The organism is Streptomyces sp. NPDC046915 (assembly GCF_040644935.1).
Lineage (GTDB): Bacteria > Actinomycetota > Actinomycetes > Streptomycetales > Streptomycetaceae > Streptomyces.
Genome location: NZ_JBEYXB010000021.1, coordinates 40446 through 56012 on the forward strand (window position 1 = coordinate 40446; position 15567 = coordinate 56012).

The 15567-nt window shown below is 69.9% G+C and carries 16 protein-coding genes; 7 read left to right on the forward strand and 9 right to left on the reverse strand.

The annotated features are described in order from the left end of the window. Positions 1-13: 13 nt before the first annotated feature. Both ABZ915_RS38530 and ABZ915_RS38535 read right to left on the reverse strand, forming a co-directional pair. Complete coding sequence (locus ABZ915_RS38530) at positions 14-376, reverse strand: hypothetical protein (RefSeq protein ID WP_361813163.1); 363 nt, start codon at positions 374-376, stop codon at positions 14-16. Positions 377-397: 21 nt separating this feature from the next. Then, positions 398-2077: a sodium:solute symporter family protein gene (locus ABZ915_RS38535; RefSeq protein WP_361813165.1), complete on the reverse strand. Its 1680-nt coding sequence runs from the start codon at positions 2075-2077 to the stop codon at positions 398-400. Positions 2078-2198: 121 nt separating this feature from the next. Here ABZ915_RS38535 and galT point away from each other — a divergent pair, with 121 nt between their 5' ends. From galT to galK, 3 genes are read left to right on the forward strand one after another with little or no spacing between them, the layout of a single operon-like run. Further along, positions 2199-3260 carry a galactose-1-phosphate uridylyltransferase gene (gene galT, locus ABZ915_RS38540; protein ID WP_361813167.1) on the forward strand — a complete coding sequence of 354 codons (1062 nt, stop codon included), beginning with the start codon at positions 2199-2201 and terminating at the stop codon, positions 3258-3260. After that, positions 3257-4225, forward strand: coding sequence for a UDP-glucose 4-epimerase GalE (gene galE / locus ABZ915_RS38545; protein ID WP_361813169.1), 969 nt, complete (start codon positions 3257-3259; stop codon positions 4223-4225). The genes galT and galE overlap by 4 nt, the downstream gene beginning before the upstream one ends. After that, positions 4225-5379, forward strand: a complete 1155-nt coding sequence (galK, locus tag ABZ915_RS38550) for a galactokinase (protein ID WP_361813171.1) — start codon at positions 4225-4227, stop codon at positions 5377-5379. Before galE ends, galK begins: the two co-directional genes overlap by 1 nt. A gap of 5 nt (positions 5380-5384) precedes the next feature. On the opposite strand, the gene ABZ915_RS38555 is transcribed toward galK, so the two are convergent. Next, on the reverse strand, positions 5385-5840 hold the full coding sequence (locus ABZ915_RS38555) for an N-acetyltransferase (RefSeq protein ID WP_361813372.1): 456 nt from the start codon (positions 5838-5840) through the stop codon (positions 5385-5387). A gap of 231 nt (positions 5841-6071) precedes the next feature. On the opposite strand from ABZ915_RS38555, the gene ABZ915_RS38560 reads away from it, so the two are divergent. Next, on the forward strand, positions 6072-6845 hold the full coding sequence (locus ABZ915_RS38560; RefSeq protein WP_361813173.1) for a response regulator transcription factor: 774 nt from the start codon (positions 6072-6074) through the stop codon (positions 6843-6845). Between the two features lie 39 nt (positions 6846-6884). On the opposite strand, the gene tamR is transcribed toward ABZ915_RS38560, so the two are convergent. Then, on the reverse strand, positions 6885-7382 hold the full coding sequence (gene tamR / locus ABZ915_RS38565; protein ID WP_361443438.1) for a MarR family transcriptional regulator TamR: 498 nt from the start codon (positions 7380-7382) through the stop codon (positions 6885-6887). Between the two features lie 89 nt (positions 7383-7471). Here tamR and ABZ915_RS38570 point away from each other — a divergent pair, with 89 nt between their 5' ends. Beyond that, entirely contained in the window at positions 7472-8284 is an 813-nt protein-coding gene (locus ABZ915_RS38570; RefSeq protein ID WP_361813175.1) for a trans-aconitate 2-methyltransferase, read from the forward strand. Then, entirely contained in the window at positions 8284-8694 is a 411-nt protein-coding gene (locus tag ABZ915_RS38575) for a glyoxalase (protein WP_361813177.1), read from the forward strand. Before ABZ915_RS38570 ends, ABZ915_RS38575 begins: the two co-directional genes overlap by 1 nt. Here ABZ915_RS38575 and ABZ915_RS38580 read toward each other — a convergent pair. From ABZ915_RS38580 to ABZ915_RS38590, 3 genes are all read right to left on the reverse strand, one after another. Continuing rightward, positions 8666-9280, reverse strand: coding sequence for a Uma2 family endonuclease (locus ABZ915_RS38580; protein ID WP_361813179.1), 615 nt, complete (start codon positions 9278-9280; stop codon positions 8666-8668). The genes ABZ915_RS38575 and ABZ915_RS38580 overlap by 29 nt on opposite strands. A gap of 272 nt (positions 9281-9552) precedes the next feature. Next, positions 9553-10230: a TetR/AcrR family transcriptional regulator gene (locus ABZ915_RS38585; RefSeq protein WP_361813181.1), complete on the reverse strand. Its 678-nt coding sequence runs from the start codon at positions 10228-10230 to the stop codon at positions 9553-9555. Further along, complete coding sequence (locus ABZ915_RS38590) at positions 10227-11234, reverse strand: fatty acid desaturase (protein WP_361813183.1); 1008 nt, start codon at positions 11232-11234, stop codon at positions 10227-10229. Before ABZ915_RS38590 ends, ABZ915_RS38585 begins: the two co-directional genes overlap by 4 nt. A 310-nt stretch (positions 11235-11544) precedes the next feature. On the opposite strand from ABZ915_RS38590, the gene ppc reads away from it, so the two are divergent. Further along, entirely contained in the window at positions 11545-14277 is a 2733-nt protein-coding gene (gene ppc / locus ABZ915_RS38595; RefSeq protein ID WP_361813185.1) for a phosphoenolpyruvate carboxylase, read from the forward strand. Positions 14278-14357: 80 nt separating this feature from the next. On the opposite strand, the gene ABZ915_RS38600 is transcribed toward ppc, so the two are convergent. Together ABZ915_RS38600 and pth are read right to left on the reverse strand one after the other, a co-directional pair. After that, positions 14358-14864 (reverse strand): hypothetical protein, encoded by a 507-nt coding sequence (locus ABZ915_RS38600; protein WP_361813187.1) that lies wholly within the window; start codon positions 14862-14864, stop codon positions 14358-14360. A 42-nt stretch (positions 14865-14906) separates the two neighbouring features. Then, a complete protein-coding gene (gene pth, locus ABZ915_RS38605; RefSeq protein WP_361813189.1) occupies positions 14907-15509 on the reverse strand; it encodes an aminoacyl-tRNA hydrolase in 603 nt (200 codons plus the stop codon). Between the last annotated feature and the right edge of the window lie 58 nt (positions 15510-15567).

The following is a 15567-nucleotide window of genomic DNA, read 5'->3' on the forward strand; positions in this document are numbered from 1 at the left end:
CACCCGGCGCCCGTCAGCCGCCCGCGCCGTCCCGCTCCTCGTCCGGCGCGGCATGCGGAACCGGTGGCGGAGTGGGCCGCAGCTTCAGCCAGGCCAGGAAGAACAGCCCCAGCAGCAGCATCCCGATCCCGGTCCACAGGTTGATGTTCACCCCCTGTGCCTTGGCGATCTCGGCATCGGACGCGGTGATCCCGGCGATCGTCACGATGATCCCGTACAGCACGAACAGGCCGCCGATGATCCGCCGCAGATCGAAGATCCGTGCGGCCGTCGCGGACTGCTGCTCCAGCTCGATGACCTCCCGCTGGAGCTTCTCCTCGGAGAACTCGGAGAACTCGGAGGAGTCGGAAAACCCGGAGTGTTCGGACTCGGACATGGTCTCTCCATCCTCCCGCGGTCAGAACGAGAACGGGACGTAGCAGGCGGCGGCCAGGATCACGGCGCCCCAGCCCAGCAGCGCCGGCCGGCGGTACCACGCCTCGTCCCCGGGTGCGGGCGGCTCGGCCATCCCCGGCGACCGCGTGCCGTACACCAGGCCCTGGAGCTCGCGCTCCCGCTTCGGCGCGGTGAACAGGGACACGGCGACCATGACCACCGCGCCGGCCACGAACCCCGCGATGGCGGAGACGAAGTTGGCGCCCTGGTCGGTGGGGATGCCGATGATGCCCTTCTTGTAGATCACGAAGTAGTTGACCATCGCGGTCACGGTGCCGGCGAGCAGCCCCCAGAAGCCGGACTTCGCGGACGCCCGCTTCCAGAACATGCCGACGATGAAGACGACGAACATCGGCACGTTGAAGAAGGAGAACAGCGTCTGGAGGTACGCCATGATGTTGGAGAACGACGAGGCCAGGAACGCCGTGCCGATCGACGCCAGCACACCGATCGCCGTGATCAGCCGCCCGAACCGCACGTAGTACGCGTCCTCGCGGTGCCGGACCACGTACTTCGACCAGATGTCGTTGGTGAAGACGGTGTTGAAGGACGACACGTTGGCCGCCATGCCCGCCATGAAGGCCGCGAGCAGCCCGGTCACGGCGATGCCGAGCACGCCGTTGGGCAGCAGCTGCTCCATCAGGTAGGGGATGGCGTCGTTGTACTGCAGGCCCGAGCCGGTCGTGCCGATCTTCGGCACCAGGGCCGCCGCGACCAGGCCCGGGATCATCACCAGGAAGACGATGAAGACTTTCGGGTACGCGGCGATCAGCGGGGTGCGCTGCGAGGCGGAGAGGTTCTTCGCGGACAGCGCGCGCTGCACCTCGGCGAAGTTCGTCGTCCAGTAGCCGAAGGAGAGCACGAAGCCGAGGCCGAGCACGATGGTCAGCCAGTTGGCGCCCAGCGGGTTGGCGCTGCCGATGCCGGTGCCTCCCCAGGCGGTGGTGAAGTTGTGGCCGTGCAGGGTGGTGAGCCGGTCGGTCAGGCCGCCCCAGCCGCCGACCTTCTTCAGACCGAGGACCGTGATGGGGATGAGGGCCGCCAGGATCACGAAGAACTGGAGCACCTCGTTGTAGATGGCGGAGGACAGACCGCCGAGGGTGATGTAGGCGAGGACGAAGGCGCCGGCGACCACGATGGCCACCCACTGGGGCCAGCCCAGCAGCGCCTCGACGACGATGGCCAGGGCGTAGAGGTTCACTCCGGAGATCAGGATGGCCGCGAAGGCGAACAGGATCGAACTGAGGAGGTGGGCTCCCTTGTCGAAGCGCAGCAGCAGGAACTCGGGCACCGAGCGGACCTTGCTGCCGTAGTAGAAGGGCATCATCACCAGGCCGAGGAAGACCATGGCGGGGATGGCGCCGATCCAGTACCAGTGGACGGTGTAGGCGCCGTACTGGGCACTGTTGGCCGCCATGCCCAGGATCTCGGTGGCCGCCAGGTTCGCCGAGATGAAGGCGAGGCCGGTGATCCAGGCGGGCAGCGAGCGTCCGGAGAGGAAGAAGTCGAGGCTGGTCTTCACCGACCTGCGGGCGGCGAAACCGATGCCCAGGACGACGACGAAGTAGATCGCGAGGATCGTGTAGTCGAGCCAGTTGGTCGGGAGCCGGAGCTCGGCGGCCAGGTACATGGGTGTTCGCATGCGGCTTTCACCTTGCTTGGTGTTCTTTGTTTGATTGTGATGGTGACGGACGTGGGGGTTTGTGGTTTGATGTGTTCGGTTCTGTTTGATGCCTTGCTGGGTGTACGGATGGAGAGTCGCGGTGAAGAAGACCTCGACCCGGTTGGCCGACGGTCGTGAGCTCATCTACTACGACCTGAAGGACGACGCGGTGCGCGACGCGGTGGACCGGCGCCCGCTGGAACGCACGGTCACCACTTCGGAGGTACGCCACGACCCGCTGCTCGGCGACGCGGTGGCGATCGCCTCGCACCGGCAGGGCCGCACCTACCACCCGCCGGCCGACGAGTGCCCCCTGTGTCCCTCGCACGGGGACCGGCTGAGCGAGATCCCCGACTCGTGGTACGACGTCGTCGTCTTCGAGAACCGTTTCCCCTCGCTGGCCGGCGACTCCGGCCGCTGCGAGGTCGTCTGCTTCACCTCCGACCACAACGCCTCCTTCGCCGACCTCACCGAGGAACAGGCGCGACTGGTGCTGGACGCCTGGACCGACCGGACCTCCGAGCTGTCGCATCTCCCCTCCGTCGAGCAGGTGTTCTGTTTCGAGAACCGTGGCCCCGAGATCGGGGTGACGCTCGGGCATCCGCACGGACAGATCTACGCGTACCCCTTCACCACCCCCCGCACCGCGCTGATGTTGCGATCGCTCGCGACACACAAGGAAGCCACCGGCGGGGAGAACCTCTTCGACGCCATCCTGGAGAGGGAACTCGCCGATGAGCGGGTCGTCCTTGAGGGTGAACACTGGGTGGCCTTCGTGCCGTACGCCGCGCACTGGCCGTACGAGCTCCACCTGTACCCCAAGCGCCGCGTCCCCGATCTGCTCGCCCTGGACGAGGCGGCACGCTCAGAATTCCCCAAGGTTTATCTGGAACTCTTGAGGCGCTTCGACCGGATCTTCGGGGACGGTGAGCCTCCCACGCCGTACATCGCCGCCTGGCACCAGGCGCCGTTCGGCCAGCTGGAGGACTTCGAGGGCGTCACGCGGGACGACTTCGCGCTTCACCTCGAGCTTTTCACCATCCGCCGCACCTCCGGCAAGCTGAAGTTCCTCGCCGGTTCCGAATCCGGCATGAGCGTGTTCATCAACGACGTGCCGCCGGAGCGCGCGGCTCAGCGATTGCGAGAGGTAGCGAGTTCATGAGCGGGAAGTACCTGGTGACGGGCGGTGCGGGTTACGTCGGCAGCGTGGTCGCCCAGCACCTGCTGGAAGCCGGACACGAGGTCACCGTCCTGGACAACCTCACCACCGGCTTCCGCGAGGGCGTGCCCACCGGGGCCGCGTTCGTCGAGGGCGACATCCGCGACGCGGGCAAGTGGCTCGACGCCTCCTACGACGGCGTCCTGCACTTCGCCGCGTCCTCCCAGGTCGGCGAGTCGGTCGTGAAGCCCGAGAAGTACTGGGACAACAACGTCGGCGGCACCATGGCCCTGCTCGGCGCGATGCGCGAGGCGGGCGTGCGCAAGCTCGTCTTCTCCTCCACGGCCGCCACCTACGGCGAGCCGGAGCAGGTCCCGATCGTCGAGACCGCGCCGACCAGGCCCACCAACCCCTACGGCGCCTCCAAGCTCGCCGTCGACCACATGATCACCGGCGAGGCGGCGGCCCACGGGCTCGGCGCCGTGTCGCTGCGCTACTTCAACGTGGCCGGCGCGTTCGGCGCGTACGGCGAGCGCCACGACCCCGAGTCGCACCTGATCCCCCTGGTCCTCCAGGTCGCGCAGGGCCGCCGGGAGTCGATCTCCGTCTTCGGCGACGACTACGCGACGCCGGACGGCACCTGCGTCCGCGACTACATCCACGTCGCGGACCTCGCCGAGGCCCACCTGCTGGCCCTGAAGGCCGCGCGGTCCGGCGAACACCTGATCTGCAACCTCGGCAACGGCGAGGGCTTCTCCGTCCGCGAGGTCATCGAGACCGTCCGCAAGGTCACCGGCCACCCGATCCCCGAGGTCGTGGCCCCCCGCCGGGGCGGCGACCCCGCCGTCCTGGTCGCCTCCGCCCGCGCCGCCCGCGAGCGCCTCGGCTGGCAGCCGACCCGCTCGGACCTCGCCGGTATCGTCGCCGACGCCTGGGAGTTCGCCCAGCACATCGCAAGGGAGCACTAGTGGGGGCACAGCAGGTCCGCGAGGACTTCGCCGCACTGTACGGAGCCGAACCGGAGGGCGTCTGGTCGGCGCCCGGCCGGGTCAACCTGATCGGCGAGCACACCGACTACAACGACGGCTTCGTCATGCCGTTCGCCCTGCCGCACGTGACGACCGCCGCGGTCTCGCGCCGCGGCGACGGCGTGCTGCGCCTGCACTCGGCGGACGTCGAGGGCGGCGTCGTGGAACTCTCCCTGGACGCGCTCGCGCCGCAGAGCGACCGCGCGTGGACGGCGTACCCGGCCGGCGTCCTCTGGGCGCTGCGCGAGGCCGGGCACCCGGTCACCGGCGCCGACGTCCACCTGTCCTCGACCGTCCCGACCGGCGCGGGCCTGTCCTCCTCGGCGGCCCTGGAGGTCGTCGTCGCCCTCGCCCTGAACGACCTGTACGAGCTCGGCCTCCAGCGCTGGCAGCTGGCCCGGCTGTGCCAGCGCGCCGAGAACGTCTACGTCGGCGCGCCCACCGGCATCATGGACCAGACGGCGTCCGCGTGCTGCGAGGAGGGCCACGCCCTCTTCCTCGACACCCGCGACCTGTCCCAGCAGCAGATCCCCTTCGACCTCGCGGCCGAGGGGATGCGGCTGCTGGTCGTCGACACCCAGGTCAAGCACGCCCACAGCGACGGCGAGTACGGCAAGCGGCGCGCGGGCTGCGAGAAGGGCGCGGCGCTGCTCGGCGTGGACGCCCTGCGGGACATCCCCTACGGCGAGCTCGACGAGGCCCTTCAGCGGCTGGGCGACGAGGAGGAGGTGCGCCGCCTGGTGCGCCACGTCGTCACCGAGGACCAGCGGGTCGAGCGGGTCGTGTCCCTGCTGCGGTCGGGCGAGACCCGGGCGATCGGCCCGGTGCTGACCGAGGGCCACGCCTCCCTGCGGGACGACTTCCGTATCTCCTGCCCCGAGCTGGACCTGGTCGTCGACACCGCGCTGGCGAGCGGCGCCCTGGGCGCCCGGATGACCGGCGGCGGCTTCGGCGGCTCGGCGATCGTGCTCGCGGAGGCCGCCGACGTCGACACCGTCGGCAAGGCCGTCGAGGAGGCCTTCGCGGCGGCCGGCTTCACGGCCCCCCGCGTGTTCGAGGCGGTACCGGCGGCGGGGGCGCGCCGGGTCGGCTGAGCCGGTCAGAGCAGCGATTTCGTCAGCGTGTACTCCGTGATCCCCGGCGGATAGCCGGGGATCACGCCCACCACCTCGTAGCCCTGCCTGCGGTAGAAGTTCGGCGCCTGGAAGTCCCAGGTCTCCAGGCGGGCGTGGTGGCAGCCGTGGCCGGCGCGGGCGATCCGCTCGGCCTCCGCGAGCAGGCGCGAGCCCAGGCCCGCGCCGCGGTGGCGGGCGTCGACCCACAGGTACGTCACGTGCAGCCAGGTCGCCCAGGTGTGGCCGACCATTCCGCCCGCGAGATCACCCGTCCCGTCCGACGCCCACACGTGCAGCGGACGCTCCCGTTCGCCCGGCGTGCCGTGCAGGGCGGCCAGGACGGGCGACGCGGCCGTGTTCGCGTCGCGCAGGCGGGCGCGGAGCAGATCATGTCGGGCCTTGTCGACTTCCGCCTCAATACGAAACATGCGGCACACCATAAACGCGCCGGACGGCCAGTTCTGCAAATAGCCTTCCGCCGCACGCCCCGGTCCGTACCCTGATGTGCAGCACCGGTGGGGGCCGGTGCTGATCAGGGGGCGAGACACGCGGGTACGACGCCCGCGGTGGGGGTAGCAGTGTCCGCACGGCGGCGGCCGTGCGGTTGTGTTTCCGTCAACCGTGGGGTCGTACCCGCAAGGTCGTCGTTTCCCGGACCAGTGGGGGTTTCAGTGGTTCGCATTCGAGTCCTGGTCGTCGACGACCACCGCATCTTCGCCGAGTCGCTCGCCGCCGCCCTGGCCGCCGAGCCCGACGTCGACGTCTCCGCCGCCGGCAGCGGCCCGGCCGCGCTGCGCTGCCTGGAGCGGGCGGCCGCCGAGGGCCGCCGCTACGACGTGCTGCTCGTCGACGCCGACCTGGGCGGCCATGTGCCCGGCATACGCCCGGCCGTGCCGGTGCAGGAGGGCGACGAGGAAGGCCTCGTCGACGGGATCTCGCTGGTCGCGGGCGTCCGGTCGGCGCAGCCGGGGGTACGGACCGTGGTCCTCGCCGAGAAGGACGACCCGCGCCGGGCCGCTCTCGCGCTCCAGGCCGGCGCCTCGGGCTGGGTCGCCAAGGACTGCTCGCTGTCCCGGCTGCTGAACGTCATCCGCGGTGTCCTGCGCGACGAGACGCATCTGCCGCCCGCCCTGCTCACCGGGGTGCTGCGGGAACTGACCGCCGCGCGCAAGCACCGCACGGAGAGCGAGCGGCTGGTGGAGTCCCTCACCCCGCGCGAGCGGGAGGTGCTGCGCTGCATGGTCGCGGGCCTCGGCCGCAAGGCGGTCGCCGAACGACTGTTCCTCTCCCCGCACACCGTCCGCACCCACATGCAGAACGTCCTCGGCAAACTGGGCGTCCACTCCACCCTCGCCGCGGTCGCCCTGGCCCGGCGGGCGGGGGTCGGGCCGGTCGATCTGGAGCCTGCCGGGCGGATCAGGCCGGAGGAGACCAACAGCGCCTGACCAGCCCGCGTCTCCGGTCTGGTCCGCCCGGCAGGCTCCTCAGCCGGGGATGTTGTCGAACGGGGCGGTCAGCTGGCGTAGCAGGCCGGCCAGTTCGCTGCGCTGGGCGCTGGTCAGCTCCGCGAGGATCGCCCGTTCCTGGTCCAGCAGGCCCGCCAGCGACTGGTCCGCGCGGTCCCGGCCCTCGCCGGTCAGGCGGACCAGTACGCCCCGCCGGTCGCTCGGGTCGGGCAGCCGCTCCACCAGGCCCTTCTTGGCCAGCCGGTCGATGCGGTTGGTCATCGTGCCCGAGGTGACCAGGGTCTGGGTCAGCAACTGCCCCGGCGAGAGCTGATACGGCGTCCCCGCGCGCCTGAGCGCGGTCAGCACGTCGAACTCCCAGGGCTCCAGCTGGTGCTCGGCGAAGGCCAGCCGACGCGCCCGGTCCAGGTGCCGGGCCAGTCTGCTGACCCGGCTGAGTACCTCGAGCGGTTCCACGTCGAGGTCCGGGCGCTCCCGGCGCCACGCAGCGACCAGCCGATCGACCTCGTCCTCCATGACGATCAGTGTAGTGGTTGTGTCGACATGAAGTCTCTTGATGTGAAGTCTCTTGACGTCGAGATAGTCGGGTTGGGAAGGTGGGGAACATGACCACTCCCGCCTGGGATCCCGCCCAGTACCTCCGGCACGCCGGCCACCGCGCCCGCCCCTTCGCCGACCTCCTCGCCCGCGTCCCCGACCTCCCCGGCGACCCGCCCCGCATCGCCGACCTCGGCTGCGGCCCCGGCAACGTCACCGCACTGCTCGCCGCACGCTGGCCCACCGCCCACATCACCGGGTACGACAACTCGCCCGAGATGCTCGACAAGGCCCACGTCGACCACGCGGGCCCCACGGCGGGCGGCGGCCGCCTCGATTTCGCCCCCGCCGACGCCCGGACCTGGACGCCCGCCGAGCCCCACGACCTGATCATCAGCAACGCCACGCTCCAATGGGTCCCGGACCACGCCGGGCGCTTCGCCGACTGGATCGCCGCCCTGAAACCCGGCGGCACCTTCGCCTTCCAGGTCCCCGGCAACTTCGCCGCCCCCAGCCACCGCCTGATGCGCTCCCTGGCCCACTCCGCCCGCTGGAAGGACCGCCTCGCGGACGTCCTGCGCCACGAGGACGCGGTGCTCGCGCCCGAGGCGTACCTGGAACGGCTGACCGGGCCGGGCTGTACGGCGGACGTGTGGGAGACGACGTACATCCACCTGCTCCAGGGCGAGGACCCGGTCCTCGACTGGGTCAAGGGAACGGGCCTGCGCCCGGTCCTCACCGCGCTCGCCGACGACCCGGAGGCGCGCGAGGACTTCCTGGCCGAGTACCGCGCGGCCCTGCGCGAGGCCTACCCGGCAGGCCCGCACGGCACGCCGTTCCCGTTCCGGCGGATCTTCGCCGTGGCGACGAGGGAGACCTGATGCTCACGGCCGTGGACCATGTGCAGCTGGCGGCTCCGCCGGGGAGCGAGGACCTGTTGCGGGCGTACTACGTGGACGTCCTCGGCATGACGGAGATCCCGAAGCCGCCGGCGCTGGCGGCGCGCGGGGGCTGCTGGTTCCAGGCGGGGGTCGTGCAACTGCATCTGGGGATCGAGGCGGCCCCCGCCGGAGGCGGAAAATGTGACTACCGGCCCGCGAAGAAGGCGCATCCGGGGCTGCGGGTGACGGGTATCGGGGCGTACGCGGCGCGGCTGGCGGCGCTCGGGGCGCCGGTGACCTGGGACGACAACCTGCCCGGCCACCGGCGCTTCTACTCCGAGGATCCGGTGGGCAACCGGCTGGAGTTCCTGGAACCGGTGACTACGGCTTCCTCAGGGCGTCCAGGCTGATGTCGATGTCGATGTCGAAGGGAGCGGTGACCTTGAGGCGTTCGTGGTACGTGCCCGTCGGCCCGTACGCCTTGGTCACCGGGTCGAGCTCGTACGTCCGGATCACCGGCTGCTGATTCCCCTCGGCCATCTCGACCAGCCAGAAATAGGGGATTCCGGCGGCTGCGTACTTGAAGGGCTTGGTGTCGTGGTCCCGGGCCTCGGAGTCCGGGGAGACGACCTCGACCGCGAGTACCAGGTCCGCCGCCTCGAACCGGGTCTGCTCAAGTCCGGCCACCGCTTCCGCACGGACGACGCTGACGTCGGGTTCAGGACCGTTGCGGCGGTTCAGGACCACGGTCATCTCCCGCTCGACGCTCAGGTGGTCCGGCAGTGTCGAGCGCAGGCGGTTCACCAGCAAGTCGATCATCAGCATGTGGAAACGTCGCTGCGGACTCACGAAGACCAAGCTCCCGTCGATCAACTCGGTGTGCGGCGGGAGGTCCGGCAGGGTGAACAGGTCGTCGACCGTGAAGCCCTCGGGGGGCGGCACGGGCAGGTGGATGCCGGGCTCGAAGTCGTGGGCGGCGCTCGGCTCGGCAGTCATGGTGATTCCTCCCATGAGCGGGATTCAACAGCCTGGATACCCACCGTAGCCGCCGGAACCGGCAAAGGTCATCACATCGGGTGATCAACACCCGGTGCCGGACACCACTAGTGCCGCGGCAGGCAACGTTTGCCCGTCAAGGAGCGGCGTCCGGTGCGTGCTCTCGGCGTGCCGGGTGCGAGCCCTCTTACTGGATGTACTTGGGCTTGTGCCCGGTGCGGCGAGAGTGCGTGCCGGGCGTCGCGACGGGGCGAACGTTGCCTGTCGCGGCACTAGCTCTTCCGATGCCCTATCAACCGCGGCTTGGGCTCCAGCCCGTCCAGCCCGTGCCACGCCAGATTCACCAGATGCGCGGCCACCTCGGCCTTCTTCGGGCGGCGTACGTCCAGCCACCACTGCCCGGTCAGCGCGACCATGCCCACCAGGGCCTGCGCGTACAGCGGGGCCAGCTTCGGGTCGAAGCCGCGCAACTTGAACTCGCGGCCCAGGATGTCCTCCACCTGGGTGGCGATGTCGGAGATCAGCGAGGCGAAGGAACCCGTGGACTGCGGGATGGGGGAGTCACGGACCAGGATCCGGAAACCGTCCGTGTACTCCTCGATGTAGTCCAGCAACGCGAACGCGGCCTGCTCGCACAGCTCACGGGGATGCCCGGCGGTGAGGGAGCTGGTCACCATGTCCAGCAGGCGCCGCATCTCGCGGTCCACCACCACCGCGTACAGCCCCTCCTTGCCCCCGAAATGCTCGTACACCACCGGCTTGGACACCCCGGCCTTCGCCGCGATCTCCTCCACCGACGTGCCCTCGAAACCTTTCGCCGCGAAGAGGGTGCGACCGATCTCCAGCAGCTGCTGGCGGCGCTCGGCACCGGTCATCCGGGTGCGACGCGCTCGCCGCGGCTTCTCATTGCTCGGGGTGCTGCTGGAGTCGGTCGCCACGGCGTCAATCATGCCGCCTCGGCCGGCTCCTTCCGGCGCCGAGAGCCGCCTTCCTGGGGGTTACGGCGCGAATCGATACGGGAGCGTGACGGCCAGCGCACGTCGTACGCCCAACCGAGCTTCTCGAACCAGCGGATGAACCGGGCGGAGGAGTCCAGCTGGCCCCGCTCCACACCGTGCCGCGCCGACGTCGGGTCGGCGTGGTGCAGGTTGTGCCAGGACTCGCCGCAGGACAGGACCGCCAGCCACCACACGTTCCCCGAACGGTCCCGGGACTTGAAGGGGCGCTTGCCGACCGCGTGGCAGATCGAGTTGATCGACCACGTCACATGGTGCAGCAGCGCCACCCGGACGAGCGACCCCCAGAAGAACCCGGTGAACGCGCCCCACCACGACATGGTGGCCAGACCGCCGATCAGCGGCGGCAGGGCCAGCGACAGCGCCGTCCACAGCACGAACTGGCGCGAGATCGCCCGGATCGCCGGGTCCTTGATCAGGTCCGGCGCGTACTTGTCCTGCGGCGTCTGCTCCTCATCGAACATCCAAGCGATGTGTGCCCACCACAGGCCCTTGACCAGCGCCGGAACCGTCTCCCCGAACCGCCACGGCGAATGCGGATCACCCTCCGCGTCGGAGAACTTGTGGTGCTTGCGATGGTCGGCCACCCAGCGCACCAGGGGACCCTCGACCGCCAGCGAACCCATGATCGCCAAAGCGATCCGCAACGGCCGCTTGGCCTTGAACGAACCATGCGTGAAGTACCGGTGGAAACCGATCGTGATGCCGTGGCAGCCCAGGAAGTAGAAGAACACCAGCAGACCGAGATCCAGCCAGCTCACCCCCCACCCCCACGCCAGCGGCACCGCCGCCAGCAACGCCACGAACGGGACGGTGATGAAGAGGAGCAGCGTGATCTGCTCGATCGAACGCTTCTGCTCGCCGCCCAGCGTGGCGGAGTGGCTCGGGGTGCCGGTCGACTGCGGGGCGTCTTCCATCACATCGGAACTTGAGGTCATGCGCGTCCCCTGTGGGGTCGAGGGTCGAGACAGGTGCCGGTCGGAGGGGAACCAGCGGGACTCGAGCGGTCCTTCCCTACGGTTCCGTAACCTACGGCGTCGTAAGTATGGCAGCGTGTCTACCGGCGGCAAGAGCCCAAGAACCTGCGCGTCCCGGCGGACACCTATCCTTGGAGTCGGTCGGACAGCGCGGTCCGCTCTGTTTTCTTCCCGGATGCCCGGCCCGTATGCGGCGCCCACCGCGCGGCAGACGGCCCAGACACACGGGTCCCCTCCCAGACGAGCTTCAACACTGCAAGGAGCCGCACCTGTGAGCAGTGCCGACGACCAGACCACCACGACCAGCACCGAGCTGCGCGCCGACATCCGGCGACTGGGTGACCTCCTCGGCGAGACCCTCGTCCGCCAGGAAGGCCCCGAACTGCTCGAGCTCGTCGAGAGGGTCCGCCGCCTCACCCGCGAGGACGGCGAGGCCGCCGCCGAGCTGCTGCGCGGCACGGAACTTCAGACCGCGGCCAAGCTGGTCCGCGCCTTCTCCACCTACTTCCACCTCGCCAACGTCACCGAGCAGGTCCACCGCGGCCGCGAACTGCGCGCCAAGCGCGCCGCCGAAGGCGGCCTCCTCGCCCGCACCGCCGACCGCCTCAAGGACGCCGACCCCGAGCACGTCCGCGAATCGGTCACCCACCTCAACGTTCGCCCGGTGTTCACCGCACACCCCACCGAAGCCGCCCGCCGGTCGGTCCTCAACAAGCTCCGGCGCATCGCCGCGCTCCTGGAGACCCCCGTCATCGACTCCGACCGCCGCCGCCACGACACCCGGCTGGCCGAGAACATCGACCTCGTCTGGCAGACCGACGAGCTCCGCGTCGTCCGCCCCGAGCCCGCCGACGAGGCCCGCAACGCCATCTACTACCTCGACGAACTGCACGCCGGCGCCGTCGGCGACGTCCTCGAGGACCTCACCGCCGAACTGGAGCGGGTCGGGGTGAAGCTCCCCGACGACACCCGCCCCCTCACCTTCGGCACCTGGATCGGCGGCGACCGCGACGGCAACCCCAACGTCACCCCCCAGGTGACCTGGGACGTCCTCATCCTCCAGCACGAACACGGCATCAACGACGCCCTCGACACCGTCGACGAACTCCGCGGCCTGCTCTCCAACTCCATCCGCTACACCGGTGCCACCGAGGAACTCCTCGAATCCCTCCGCACCGACCTCGAACGCCTGCCCGAGATCAGCCCGCGCTACAAGCGCCTCAACGCCGAAGAGCCCTACCGCCTCAAGGCCACCTGCATCCGGCAGAAGCTCGCCAACACCAAGCAGCGCCTCGCCAAGGGCACTCCCCACGAAGAGGGCCGGGACTACCTCGGCACCACCGAGCTCCTGACGGACCTGCGGACCATCCAGACCTCACTGCGCGCACACCGCGGCGGCCTCTTCGCCGACGGCCGCCTCGCCCGCACCATCCGCACCCTCGCCGCCTTCGGCCTCCAGCTCGCCACCATGGACGTCCGCGAACACGCCGACGCCCACCACCACGCCCTCGGCCAGCTCTTCGACCGCCTCGGCGAGGAATCCTGGCGCTACGCCGACATGCCCCGCGACTACCGCGCCAAGCTCCTCGCCAAGGAACTCCGCTCCAGAAGGCCGCTGGCACCCACCCCGGCCCCCGTCGACGCGGCCGGCCAGAAGACCCTCGGCGTCTTCCAGACCGTCAAGAAGGCCCTCGAAGTCTTCGGCCCCGAAGTCATCGAGTCCTACATCATCTCCATGTGCCAGGGCGCCGACGACGTCTTCGCCGCCGGAGTCCTCGCCCGCGAGGCGGGCCTCCTCGACCTCCACGCCGGCTGGGCCAAGATCGGCATCGTCCCCCTCCTGGAGACCACCGACGAACTCAAGGCCGCCGACACCATCCTGGAGGACATGCTCTCCGACCCCTCCTACCGACGGCTCGTAGCCCTGCGCGGCGACGTCCAGGAGGTCATGCTCGGCTACAGCGACTCCTCCAAGTTCGGCGGCATCACCACCAGCCAGTGGGAGATCCACCGCGCCCAGCGCCGCCTCCGCGACGTCGCCCACCGCTACGGCGTACGCCTGCGCCTCTTCCACGGCCGCGGCGGCACCGTCGGCCGCGGCGGCGGCCCCAGCCACGACGCCATCCTCGCCCAGCCCTGGGGCACCCTCGAAGGCGAGATCAAGGTCACCGAACAGGGCGAGGTCATCTCCGACAAGTACCTCATCCCGTCCCTCGCCCGCGAGAACCTGGAACTGACGGTCGCCGCCACCCTCCAGGCCTCCGCCCTGCACACCGCACCCCGCCAGTCCGACGAAGCCCTCGCCCGCTGGGACGCCGCCATGGACGTCGTCTCCGACGCCGCCCACGCCGCCTACCGCGAACTCGTCGAGGACCCCGACCTGCCGACGTACTTCCTCGCCTCCACGCCGGTCGACCAGCTCGCCGACCTGCACCTGGGCTCGCGGCCCTCCCGCCGCCCCGGCTCGGGCGTCTCGCTCGACGGACTGCGCGCCATCCCGTGGGTCTTCGGCTGGACCCAGTCCCGCCAGATCGTCCCCGGCTGGTTCGGCGTCGGCTCCGGCCTCAAGGCCCTGCGCGCCGCCGGACTCGACACCGTGCTCGACGAGATGCACGGCCAATGGCACTTCTTCCGCAACTTCATCTCCAACGTCGAGATGACCCTCGCCAAGACCGACCTGCGCATCTCCCAGCACTACGTCGACACCCTCGTCCCCGACGAGCTCAAGCACGTCTTCGACACCATCAAGGCCGAACACGAGCTCACCGTCGCCGAAGTCCTCAAGATCACCGGCGAGAAGGAACTGCTCGACGCCACCCCCGTCCTCAAGCAGACCTTCGCCATCCGCGACGCCTACCTGGACCCCATCTCCTACCTCCAGGTCACCCTCCTCAAGCGCCAGCGCGACGCCGCGGCCGCCGGCGAGCAGCCCGACCCGCTGCTCTCCCGCGCCCTGCTGCTGACCGTCAACGGCGTGGCCGCGGGCCTGCGCAACACCGGCTGACCCACCGCACACGGCATGAGAATGCCCCCGGGTTCACCCGAACCCGGGGGCATTCTCATGCCGTACATCAGACGGAGAGGTCACACCGTCACGAAAGCCGCCGTCAGCAGCGCGACCCCCGACCCCGCCAGCACCCAGGCCGCCCGCGTCCGCCGCAGACCACCCGCCACCACCACCGACGCCAGCAACAGCGCACCGCCCAACGGCACCCACGCGTAAAGAATCCCCGCCGGCCCCGAACGCACCACCTCGTCCGTCCCCGGCTTCACCACCACGCTGTACGTACCGCCCCGATGCACCGCCACCGTCTGAGCGATCACCACCCGACCCCGCGCCCTCGACCCCGAAGACACCGGACGGTACGACCCGGTACACGCATCCTCACCACACGACGCCACCGTGATCGTGCCGTGCTCCCGCCCCTTCGCCAGCATCACGTGCTGCGCCGTACCCCACGACGCCCACACCCCCGCGATCAGGATCAGCGCCGTCACCGTCCCCATCGCGGCGAACTGACCGAACCGGAGCGCGACGGACGAGGCCTGACGAGAACGAGTGGCGGCGGCAGCAGGCATGGCCGGGATCATTGGCCATCCCCCTACGACCGGTCAACCTCCCCGGGCGACAAGTCAGGAGTTGTACGTACTCTGCGCCCGCTCCAGCCCCTCGATCACCAGAGCCTCCACCGCGTCCGCCGCCCGGTCCACGAAGTAGTCCAACTCCTTCCGCTCCGCGGAGGAGAAGTCCTTCAACACGAAATCGGCCACCTGCATCCGCCCCGGCGGCCGCCCGATCCCGAACCGCACCCGGTGGTAGTCCGACCCCATCGCCTTCGTCATCGACTTCAGCCCGTTGTGCCCGTTGTCCCCGCCGCCCAGCTTCAGCCGCAAGATCCCGTAATCGATGTCCAGCTCGTCATGCACGGCCACGATGTTCGCCACCGGCACCTTGTAGAAGTCCCGCAGCGCGTTCACCGGACCACCCGACAGATTCATGTACGACATCGGCTTCGCCAGGATCACCCGGCGGTTCGCCGGCCCCGGAGGACCGATCCGCCCCTCCACCACCTGCGCCTGCGCCCTGCCCGCACGCTTGAACCTCCCCCCGATCCGCTCGGCCAGCAGGTCGGCCACCATGAAACCCACGTTGTGCCGGTTCATCGCGTACTCGGGCCCTGGATTACCGAGCCCCACGACGAGCCAGGGGGCGTTGGCGCCAGTGGTCACGTCCATGTCTCCTTGATACGCGCCAGCCGCTGCCCCCCACGGGAACAGCGGCTGACGAAACGAT

Bases quoted from the DNA above. Each gene is read 5' to 3' on its own strand.
- tamR (WP_361443438.1), bottom strand. From the start codon at position 7,382: ATGGAGGACGAGGTCGATCGGCTGGTCGCTGCGTGGCGCCGGGAGCGC.
- ABZ915_RS38530 (WP_361813163.1), bottom strand. From the start codon at position 376: ATGTCCGAGTCCGAACACTCCGGGTTTTCCGACTCCTCCGAGTTCTCC.
- ABZ915_RS38590 (WP_361813183.1), bottom strand. From the start codon at position 11,234: ATGACCTCAAGTTCCGATGTGATGGAAGACGCCCCGCAGTCGACCGGC.
- ABZ915_RS38600 (WP_361813187.1), bottom strand. From the start codon at position 14,864: ATGATCCCGGCCATGCCTGCTGCCGCCGCCACTCGTTCTCGTCAGGCC.
- pth (WP_361813189.1), bottom strand. From the start codon at position 15,509: ATGGACGTGACCACTGGCGCCAACGCCCCCTGGCTCGTCGTGGGGCTC.
- ABZ915_RS38585 (WP_361813181.1), bottom strand. From the start codon at position 10,230: ATGATTGACGCCGTGGCGACCGACTCCAGCAGCACCCCGAGCAATGAG.
- ABZ915_RS38535 (WP_361813165.1), bottom strand. From the start codon at position 2,077: ATGCGAACACCCATGTACCTGGCCGCCGAGCTCCGGCTCCCGACCAAC.
- ABZ915_RS38575 (WP_361813177.1), top strand. From the start codon at position 8,284: ATGCTCACGGCCGTGGACCATGTGCAGCTGGCGGCTCCGCCGGGGAGC.
- ABZ915_RS38580 (WP_361813179.1), bottom strand. From the start codon at position 9,280: ATGACTGCCGAGCCGAGCGCCGCCCACGACTTCGAGCCCGGCATCCAC.
- ABZ915_RS38570 (WP_361813175.1), top strand. From the start codon at position 7,472: ATGACCACTCCCGCCTGGGATCCCGCCCAGTACCTCCGGCACGCCGGC.
- ABZ915_RS38555 (WP_361813372.1), bottom strand. From the start codon at position 5,840: ATGGTGTGCCGCATGTTTCGTATTGAGGCGGAAGTCGACAAGGCCCGA.
- galE (WP_361813169.1), top strand. From the start codon at position 3,257: ATGAGCGGGAAGTACCTGGTGACGGGCGGTGCGGGTTACGTCGGCAGC.